Annotated in this window: 8 protein-coding genes; 6 read left to right on the top strand and 2 right to left on the bottom strand. The window is 38.0% G+C overall.

Annotated elements, in window-relative coordinates; genetic code table 11:
- Positions 1 to 140: 140 nt before the first annotated feature.
- Positions 141 to 299: a CxxH/CxxC protein gene (locus ABES03_RS07940; protein WP_309857273.1), complete on the top strand. Its 159-nt coding sequence runs from the start codon at positions 141 to 143 to the stop codon at positions 297 to 299.
- A 100-nt stretch (positions 300 to 399) separates the two neighbouring features.
- Complete coding sequence (rlmH, locus tag ABES03_RS07935) at positions 400 to 879, top strand: 23S rRNA (pseudouridine(1915)-N(3))-methyltransferase RlmH (protein WP_430116651.1); 480 nt, start codon at positions 400 to 402, stop codon at positions 877 to 879.
- A 137-nt stretch (positions 880 to 1,016) separates the two neighbouring features.
- Here the strand turns inward: rlmH and ABES03_RS07930 are convergent, their stop codons facing one another.
- Positions 1,017 to 2,108, bottom strand: a complete 1,092-nt coding sequence (locus tag ABES03_RS07930; protein WP_430116648.1) for an HD-GYP domain-containing protein — start codon at positions 2,106 to 2,108, stop codon at positions 1,017 to 1,019.
- Positions 2,109 to 2,361: 253 nt separating this feature from the next.
- On the opposite strand from ABES03_RS07930, the gene ABES03_RS07925 reads away from it, so the two are divergent.
- From ABES03_RS07925 to ABES03_RS07910, 4 genes are all read left to right on the top strand, one after another.
- Complete coding sequence (locus ABES03_RS07925; protein ID WP_430116646.1) at positions 2,362 to 3,510, top strand: iron-containing alcohol dehydrogenase; 1,149 nt, start codon at positions 2,362 to 2,364, stop codon at positions 3,508 to 3,510.
- 73 nt (positions 3,511 to 3,583) lie between these two features.
- On the top strand, positions 3,584 to 5,002 hold the full coding sequence (locus ABES03_RS07920) for an NAD-dependent succinate-semialdehyde dehydrogenase (RefSeq protein ID WP_430116643.1): 1,419 nt from the start codon (positions 3,584 to 3,586) through the stop codon (positions 5,000 to 5,002).
- Between the two features lie 215 nt (positions 5,003 to 5,217).
- Complete coding sequence (locus tag ABES03_RS07915) at positions 5,218 to 8,022, top strand: bifunctional diguanylate cyclase/phosphodiesterase (protein ID WP_430116641.1); 2,805 nt, start codon at positions 5,218 to 5,220, stop codon at positions 8,020 to 8,022.
- A gap of 14 nt (positions 8,023 to 8,036) precedes the next feature.
- The gene (locus ABES03_RS07910; protein ID WP_430116638.1) at positions 8,037 to 9,680 is read left to right on the top strand and encodes a thiamine pyrophosphate-binding protein; all 1,644 of its coding nucleotides are present in this window, start codon (positions 8,037 to 8,039) and stop codon (positions 9,678 to 9,680) included.
- Between the two features lie 39 nt (positions 9,681 to 9,719).
- Here ABES03_RS07910 and ABES03_RS07905 read toward each other — a convergent pair whose 3' ends face one another.
- Positions 9,720 to 10,346 carry a hypothetical protein gene (locus ABES03_RS07905; RefSeq protein ID WP_430116637.1) on the bottom strand — a complete coding sequence of 209 codons (627 nt, stop codon included), beginning with the start codon at positions 10,344 to 10,346 and terminating at the stop codon, positions 9,720 to 9,722.
- Positions 10,347 to 10,360: the final 14 nt, after the last annotated feature.

Here is a 10,360-nt window from a genome sequence, read left to right as displayed (position 1 = left end):
CGGGGCTGAACAAGGCGCTTGCGCTTTTCTTTTTTTCTTATGGTATGATGTATGAGTTATTTAAGCAGTTGTATGACAACTGCTCATAAAGTTAACAATAGGAATAACAGATTTATTCGGTTTAGGAAGGTGAAGGGAAAATGATTTATTGTTGTGAGGAACATGTAGATGTTGCTTTAGATACGGTTGTGGATGAATACGAAACTTTTCCGGTATTAACAAAAATTGATGTGGATAACTTATCAACAAGTTGTGAATACTGCCAAAATACAGCTGTATATATGGTAGCGAACAAGTGATTCCATACAATATGTGGATAGAAAATGTGGATATGTGTATAACTTCTGTGGATAAGTTGTTTGTAAACTGTTTGTAATAAAAATAAAAGGGTTGTGGATTGTGAATATCTCGATCGTTACGGTTGGTAAATTGAAAGAAAAATATTTAAAGCTTGGGATTGAGGAATATGTAAAGCGACTTTCTGCGTATGCAAAAATTGATGTAGTAGAAGTGGCTGACGAGAAAGCGCCAGAAGAATTAAGTGGGTTAGAAATGGTGCAGGTGAAGCAAAAAGAGGGAGAAAGAATTCTAGCTAAGATCAGCGCAGATACATATGTGATTGCTTTAGCAATCCAAGGGAAATTGCAATCATCGGAAGAACTTGCAGATACGTTAGATAAATTAGCAACTTACGGCAAAAGTAAGATTGCCTTTGTGATTGGAGGTTCGTTAGGGTTAAGTGAGGAAGTGTTGAAAAGGTCGAACGAGCAGCTCTCCTTTTCCCGGATGACCTTCCCCCACCAGTTGATGAGACTGATTCTGGTTGAACAGATTTATCGTGCTTTTCGGATTAATAGAAATGAACCGTACCATAAGTAAATGAGGATTTTAGATACAATAAGAAACAAGCCAAAATACTAAGTTATATATATAAACTTGTCTATTTTGGCTTGTGAAAATAGTGAATAACGAATTAGTGCATCGATTCCTTGAGCACAGCGTTTGGTTACTCTTCTTTACATAACCACATCACTATAAACTATATTAGAAGTTAAATTTGTTAACATATCGATATCATGTACTTCTGATTCCTGTAAAGCTACACCATCTTTTTCAATAACACGAATAATAGGGCGTTCTGGGAAATTACTATTATTTTCAACTACAAAACCTGTTTCACCAGTACTCAGTGTTACTGTTATTCCAACAGGATACATAATAACCGACTTTTTAAAAATTTGGACCAATTCCGTTTCAAAATGTGTGCCCGCACCACTATAGAGAATTTCAAAACCTTTGTGTGGCAACATCGCTGGTCTATATGAACGACTAGATGTTACTGCATCATATACATCTGCTACAGCCATTATTTTTGCATAAGGATGAATATCCTTCCCATTTAATCCTTGTGGATACCCAGTACCATCTATCTTTTCATGGTGTTCAAATGCACAACGGGATGCCAATATAGGTATTTCATGCTGTTTTTTTAAATATTTATAACCCACCGATGTGTGTGTTTGAATAAGTTGAAACTCTTCTGCCGTTAATTTCTCTGGTTTGTTTAAAATTTCAATAGGAATCACCATTTTACCAACGTCATGAAGTAACCCACTTATACCTAATTCATTTAAATCTCTGGGCCTAACCCCTGAGTTTATGGCCAATTGCAAAGTATAGACCATTACATTAAATGAATGATTATATAGATAATTGTCATATACTTGTACGGATGTCATTAAATTCAATGTTTTTTTGTTTGAAATAAGTTCAGATAACACATCATCACATATATTTTGAAATGATTTTAAAATTTTCGGGTTAAATCTACCAGTCAATTTTAAATTAGATTTCAAACTGTTAAAGGAAGTTTTTATTTCTACTAACGACCTTTGTTTTAATTCATGTGAAATACCAAAATCCTCTATTAAACCATCGCTATATTTGTCTTTTACATATACCGCAAAAATACCAAGATGTCTTAATCTAGAAATGGCTTTATCCGTTAGTTTATATCCATCTGCTAGTAAAACTAAGCCATTGTTATCATAGATTGATTTGGCTAACTCTGTCCCTGCTTTACACCTACTTAATGACACTAACCTCACACTACACCGTCTCCTATTAATCACTTTATGAAAGTATACATACTTATTCACATTATAATTTATCATATAAAATATATTAAAACTAACATCAATTAAAACTTGAAAACCTCATTTAGATTCATTACGGAGAACCGTACCATAAATAGGTACGGTTTTTTTGGTGTATTTAAAGAAAATATCGATTGAAATATAAGGCATTACAATTCCTCATTTTATTCATACGAGATATCATATAGTAAAGGGGGAGTTTTTTGTGAATATTTCAACTTTTAAGATTGCTAACAAATTAATTACGGGGAATGGAGCAACTGAATGTCTTTTACAAGAAGTTGAGCGTCTTGGAATGAAGAATCCATTAATTGTTACGGATGAAATTTTGCAAAAAATAGGTGTGATTGAAAAGATTCAATCACTTTTAAAAGGGATTTCCTATGGGGTTTTTACAGGTGTGGAACCTGAACCTGAATTTTATGTTGTAGAAGAATGTACAGAAGTTTTTAGAAAAGGCATGCATGATGGATTGATTGCAGTTGGTGGTGGAAGTGCCATAGATACCGCAAAGGCTGTTTCTGCCTTTTCTCCATTTGAAGGAAATCTAATTGAGCTAGTGGGAACAGATTTAGTTCCTGTAAAAGGGGCACCGATTATTGCTATTCCAACAACAGCTGGAACAGGATCTGAAGTAACCAATATTTCGATTCTTTCCGATAAGGACGCACAGCTGAAAAAGGGAATCGTTAGTGACTATTTACTTCCAGATGTGGCAATCGTTGCTCCGGAAATGACATTGACTATGCCTCCCTCTGTTACATCAGCAAGTGGAATTGATGCGCTTGTCCATGCGATAGAAGCCTATATATCTGTAAATGCTTCACCAATTACGGATGCACTCGCCATTGGAGCTATGAAAATGATTGGCAAGAGCTTACCGAAGGCATACGCCAATCCTAACAATGTGGAAGCACGTGAACAAATGGCAACTGCCAGTTTAATGGCCGGTATGGCATTTGGAAATGCAGGTGTGGGAGCAGTACATGCACTTGCGTATCCATTAGGCGGCAGATATCATATCGCCCACGGAGTCAGCAATGCTTTGTTGCTTCCATTTGTGATGGAATGGAACAAAATTAGCTGTGTCGAACGATTCCGGGACATTGCTGAAGCACTTGGCGAAAAAACGGATGGATTATCGGATAGTGAAGCAGCAGATAAAGCAGTGCAAGCCATGAAACGGTTATGTTCTGAGGTTAATATACCAAAGGGGTTACATGCCTTTCATATTCCTGAGGAAGCCATCCCGGATATGGCTGAAGATGCGAGTAAAAATAATCGGTTATTAAAAAATAACCCACGTCTGCTGTCTAAATTAGATATTGAACAAATCTATCGATCTGCTTATTAACCGAGGAAAAAAGTGATGAAACAATCATCAAATACTTAATGATTGAGAAAATAAAAAAAAAAGGAGAATCATAATGGAAAAATACTTAATGTATTGCAATGGTGAGTGGATTGGCAATGATCTTCCAGTGATTGAAGTGAATAATCCAGCAACGAACGAGGTTATTGCAACGGTTCCCTTCGGAGGGAGAAACGAAGCGAGACACGCTGTTGATGCAGCAAATGAGGCCTTTCCTGAATGGGCGGCACTGTCGGCCTATGAACGAAGCGATTATATTCGTGCATGGTATGAGCTGATTAAAGAAAATGAACTGGACTTAGCGAGAACGATGACGATTGAGCAAGGCAAACCCTTGAAGGAAGCGCTTGGTGAGGTCCAATATGCGAATGGATTCCTTGCCTGGTATGCGGAAGAAGGTAAACGTATATATGGAGAGACCATTCCAGCGACGCAGCGCAATAAACGTTTATTTGTGCTTAAGCAGCCAGTTGGTGTGGTAGGGGCTATTACACCTTGGAATTTCCCCGCTGCGATGATTACACGCAAGGTGGCACCTGCTTTAGCTGCAGGTTGTACGGTTGTGGTGAAGCCGGCAGAGCAAACGCCCCTTACTGCTTTAAAGCTTGCTGAACTAGCTGAAAAAGCAGGGATTCCTAAGGGAGTTATTAATGTCATTACAGGGGATGCAAAGGAAATTGGGGCGGTTTTACTAGAAGATAAACGTGTACGTAAGCTTACTTTTACGGGATCAACGGAAGTAGGAAAACTACTGATGCGCGGCTCGGCAGAAACAGTGAAGAAAATTTCACTTGAACTAGGTGGACACGCGCCAGTCATTATTACAAAAAATGCTGATATGGACAAAGCAGTAAATGGTGTGATTGCGGCAAAGTTCCGTAACGCAGGGCAAACCTGTGTATGCTCGAATAGAATTTATGTTCATGCGGATCGTCAAGAGGAATTCACACAAAGATTTACAGCGAAAGTAAAGGAATTACGAATCGGAAATGGACTAGATGAGGGGATTGAAATTGGTCCGCTAATTGATGAAGCTGCTATTGCAAAAGTAGAAAAGCATGTAAATGATGCGGTCGAAAAAGGTGCAAAGCTAGAGACAGGCGGAAAAATAGCCAACGGTCTTTTCTTTGAGCCAACTGTCCTTTCGAATGTGAACGATGATATGCTTTGCATGACGGAGGAAACCTTTGGTCCTTTGGCTCCTGTTACCTCCTATACAAGCGTAAATGAAGTGATTTTACGTGCTAATAACTCCATTTTTGGTCTTGCCGCTTACGTATTCTCAGAAAATATTTCTGAAGCGATTCGAATTGCGGAAGGATTAGAATATGGCATTATTGGTCTAAATGATGGTTTACCATCCACCCCGCAAGCTCCATTTGGTGGATTCAAACAAAGTGGCCTCGGTCGTGAGGGAGGACATCACGGGATTGAAGAGTATTTAGAAGTAAAATATATTTCGTTAGGCCTATAAATTATTATTCTGAACCCCATTCTTGTGGGTTCTTTTTTTGTAGTACTAACTTACTAAATCCTAAGATTAGTTTATGGTTATAAAGTAGGTAAAAAGTATGGAAATAAGGAAAATTTATGATAAATATGTAATCCCTGTATTAAATGAATAGGGACCTAGTGTAGAATGAAAAACATAGGGAAATTTGTCGAAAAAGTATGACCGGGAGTGTTTGAATGTTAAAGGAGCAGACAAGATATTCACGACTAGCCAATATAACTAAAATGATTAATACGAAGCTTGATTTACGCGAAGTATTGGAGCAAGTAACAATCGCCATCTCAGAAGAAATCGTTCAATGTGATTCTGTTGGGATTTATTTACCACAGGAGGATGGGAAATTCAGAGGATATGTAGGTAAGCCGGAAGTAATTAATGGCTGGACATTGGATATGCATATCATAGATACGGAATATGATTTGTTAGCAAAAGAAGTAATTGAAACAAACAAGGCCATTTATATACCTGACACTTCAAAGGATGATCGACCTGATCCAAGGGCTGTGGAGGGATTTCAAATTAAATCATTATTAGTTCTTCCCATCTCTTTCGAAGAAGAGCTATTTGGCTTGGTTTTTTTATTTGATTATGGAACTCCGATGAATTTAACAGAGAATGAAATTCAAACCGTCGAAGCCTACGTCAATATGGCTGCTGTTGCCATTCAAAATGCCAACAACTTAACACATAAAGAGAATCTTATTTCAGAAAAGCAATTGCTTCTTGATGTAACACGTGATTTATCGATGTGTTCTTCCATGCAAGAAAGCCTAGATACGTGTTTTTCCTACATAGGAAAGGTATTAGATAATTACAATATAGGGGTTCACCTGCTCGATCCTTTAGCAGAAAAAAAAATTCGGCCGGCGAAATTAAGTAAAGATAGTGACTGGACTGAAGAAGAATGGATTAGGACCCATGAAAAAATAAAAATTGACCAAAGCAATGATGCGGTGATGCAAGAGGTTATTGAAACAAAAAAACCAATCCTCATTCCAGATGTATATGCAGATAAAAGACCGAACCATGATGTATGCCGCAATTTCGGGATGAAAGGTCTTTTTATGATTCCCTTAGTTTCTATGGGTGAAGTGTTAGGGCAAATTTCTGTTGTCGATCTTGGTGAGGATCATTTCTCTTTTTCCGAAACGCAAATACAGCTGGCTCAATCCATTGTTGATGCGACAGCCTCCACATTATCGAACCTCTTATATATGGAGAAACAAGAAGTCATTATTGAGGAGAGAACTTCAGAAATAACGGAGAAAAATCAAGAACTTGAAAAAGTTGTGACTGAGTTAAAACAGCTTAGCCGTGAAAAGGAATTGATTCTTAACTCTGCGGGTGATGGAATATTTGGGTTAGATCTTGAGCGAAATATTACTTTTTGTAATCCTGCGGGAGCTTCCATGTTAGGCTACGAGGCAAAAGGCGATTTAATAGGGAAATCTGCCACGGGAATTTTTTCAAATGGAAATGACCAAAATGGACAAAATAATGTGCCCCCCACTTTTGATGGAAACTGGGATCATTATTATAAAGATGATAGGTTCATCCGAAAAGACAAATCTAGCTTCCCGGTTGAATATGTAATTACTCCTATTAAAGAGGGTGACAACATTGTAGGGGAAGTTGTTACCTTTAAGGACATCACCCAAAGGAAACAATTGGAAGAAGAGATTAAGTACCATGCCTATTTTGATAGTTTAACAGAATTACCAAATAGAGTGCTGTTAAAAGACAGGCTTAATCAAGGAATTACTTACGCGCAGATGAATGGAGAAAAACTAGCCGTTCTCTACTTGGATTTAGACCGGTTTAAGTTCGTCAATGACACCCTTGGTCATAGCTTTGGGGATCTGTTGCTACGTGAGGTTGCCGGGCGTTTGAGTAACTGTGTGCCAAAAACAGCCACCGTATCAAGGCAGGGTGGCGATGAATTTACGATTTATTTACCTAATATTAAGAATGAAAATGAAGTGTTAAAGGTAGTGAATCGAGTCATCGATTCATTTTCAAAGCCTTTTAACTTAATAGATAATGAAATCTATATTAAAACAAGCATTGGGATCAGTTTGTTCCCTGATAATGGTGATACAACAGAAATTTTAATAAAAAATGCTGATACGGCAATGTATAAATCGAAGGAAATTTCGGGTAATAGTTATCATTTCTTTAGTGAGGGAATGGATACACGAACGTTTGAGACGATTAAACTTGAGAATGCCTTGTATAAGGCGTTAGAACAGAAAGAATTAGTATTGTATTATCAGCCGCAAATAAATTATCAAACGAAAAAGCTAGAAGGAGTAGAAGCCTTACTTCGTTGGAATCACCCAAAGCATGGCATGATTGCACCAGATCAATTTATTCCGATTGCGGAAGAAACGGGTTTAATTGTGCCTATTGGTGAATGGGTGCTGAAGGAGGCTTGCAGACAGGTAAAGGAATGGCATGACCAAGGATATCCTTTTATCAGTATGTCTGTAAATCTTTCCGTACGACAGTTTGAACAGAACAACTTGTTCTCGATTGTCAAAAATGCTTTAAAAAAGGTTGAACTATCGCCTGAGTATTTACACCTAGAGCTTACTGAAAATTTAATTATTAAAAATACTGAGTTAACCTTAAAGACCATGAAGAAATTAAAAGGTTTAGGTATTAATATTGCCATTGACGATTTTGGAACAGGTTATTCTTCACTAGGTTATTTGAAGAACCTTCCAATTGATACATTGAAAATTGATAAGTCCTTTGTACAAGACATGACCAATGATGATGCAGCCATCACCAATACAATTATTATGTTGGCTCAAAATTTAAGCCTCAATGTCATTGCTGAAGGTGTCGAGACGAAGGAACAGGCAGAATTTTTAGCCGCTCGAAATTGTTATATGATGCAAGGTTATTTTTTCAGCCGACCAGTAACAGCTCAGGAAATAATACAAAACTTTTTCTCTACAGTAGATAAAGATAAGTGAAAAGAGGGATTGTCATGAAGGCAGCACGTAGTGTATTAGAATATTTAAAAGGGTATGGGGTAAAACATATTTTTGGTATTCCGGCGGGTTCAGTCAATGCATTATTTGATGAATTATATGATATGCCCGAAATCACACCAATTGTCACGAAGCATGAAGGCGCAGCTTCTTACATGGCTGCAGCTTACGCAAAATATAGTGATCAATTAAGTGTTGTCATCGGTTGCAGTGGGCCAGGAGGAACCAATTTAGTAACAGGTGCGGCGAACGCCATGAGAGAACATTTACCTGTGTTGTTTATAACGGGTGCTGTACCTGTCAACACAGAAGGACTAAATGCCTCCCAGGAACTAGATGCCGAACCTATCTTCCGTTCGGTTACTAAATATAGTGTAACAGTTAAGGATTCCAGTGAGTTACTAAACCAAGTAGTAATAGCTACGGAAATAGCATTATCAGGTGTGCCTGGTCCTGTCCATATTGCGATACCAATTGATATTCAACACGAACAAGTACAAGATCATGATATCCCGAATCCACCTAAGAGAAATCCAATTGTCCCGGAGCTTGATTTCATAAAAATGGCTGCGAAAGAACTGCTGGTTAGAGAGAAGGGCTATATTTTTGCAGGACAGGGAATGAGAAACTCTACGGAGCAATTAATAGAGTTAGCAGAAATGCTAGATTGGCCGATTGTGACTACGCCGCAAGCAAAGGGATACATCCCTGAAGACCATCCGCTTTTAGTAGGAGTGTTCGGTTTTGCCGGACATGAGGCTGCATCGAAATTAATCACGGAAGGTGATGGCGAAGCTTTATTAATTATTGGCTCAAGCTTAGGTGAAACGGCGACCAATAACTATAATGGCAGCTTAACAAAGAATCGCTTCACCGTACAAATGGATTTCGACCAAACCGTATTTAATCGAAAATACCCCATTGATTTGCCAATTTTAGGTGATATTCATTTAAGCTTATTATTTTTAATAGAAGAATTAAGAACGCTTGGGGTAACGAGGAAAGAGCGAAAGTGTGTCGTTGAAAAGCGGGAAGATACTGTTCTGAATATGGAAGAGTATAATACGAAAAATGTCTTGTTAACTCTTCAAAACTGCTTACCTTCATCTACTAGATATACTATTGATATTGGCGAATTTATGTCCTATGTCATTCATTATATGAAGGTAATCGATTCGGATAGTTTTAATATAAATGTTCATTTTGGCGCTATGGGGACTGGAATTGGATCAGCTATCGGAAGTAAACTAGCTGAACCTGAACGCCCTGTCGTATGTATTACTGGGGATGGCTGCTTTTTCATGCATGGAATGGAAATTTTAACAGCGAAAGAAAATAACCTTCCTATTTTGTTTGTCGTCATGAATAATGCTCGTTTAGGAATGGTGTATCACGGACATTCATTACAATTCAACCGTACCCATCCATCCTTTGAACAGGAGTCAATCAATATTAGTGCAATGGCAGCTGCAATGAATATTCCAAGCTTTAGAGTTTCTGCTCTAGATGACCTTAATCAGAATGTCATTAACAGCTTATTAGATCTAAAGGGACCTGCCTTGCTAGAAATAGCGTTGACAGATAATAATGTTCCACCGATGGGTGACCGGGTCAAGTTTTTATCATCCTTTGGGAAATAAAAAGGAAAAATCATATAGGGAAACCCTATATGATTTTTTTTACAGATAAGAATAATGAACCTGAATGGCTTTCATAATGGCTCCCATGGTCAGGCCTTTAAATTCATCCTGTACCGCTTCACCTGTAGGGTTACTGAAAAAGCTACAGGTGTTTTCTTTATCGTAGCTGTAGCCGAGTCCTGTTAATGCTTGTTGTAATTCTATCGGAACCCCCGATAGTCCTGTTTTTTCAGCAAAATACTCAGTTGGATAGATTTTGACATCGATGTCTCCTGGGCCTGTATGTACAACAAATAAGTCATTTTCTTTTTGAACGACCCACTGTCCCTTTGAATAGATGGAAATTCTCGCTCGCTCTAAGGAAGAAATAGCATCTAAATTAATGCCAAAAAGTGCATTGATTGTTTTGCGAATGTCTGCACCAGATAACTCTTTCTCCTGTTGATGGATGTAACTATCTAATGCTGATCTGGCTGAATGGGAAGCTTCTCCAAATGACAAAGATGTTATAAATTCTCTAGAGATCACCGTTTTTGTCTCTAAATCAAGCCCGAATAGAGATTTGACGATATGACGCACCTCTGTATAACCAAAGTTTCCTTCATAGGATTTCAGGTAGTGATCCATCATTTCTATCTTGGACATGTTTGAGTCTGTTTGAATCATTGTGTTCTCCCCTC

This window comes from Neobacillus rhizosphaerae, from assembly GCF_050477885.1.
In the GTDB taxonomy this organism is placed as follows: domain Bacteria; phylum Bacillota; class Bacilli; order Bacillales; family Cytobacillaceae; genus Neobacillus; species Neobacillus rhizosphaerae_A.
The sequence above is the reverse complement of the archived record's forward strand: the minus strand, read 5'-3'. Positions and strand labels throughout refer to the sequence as shown.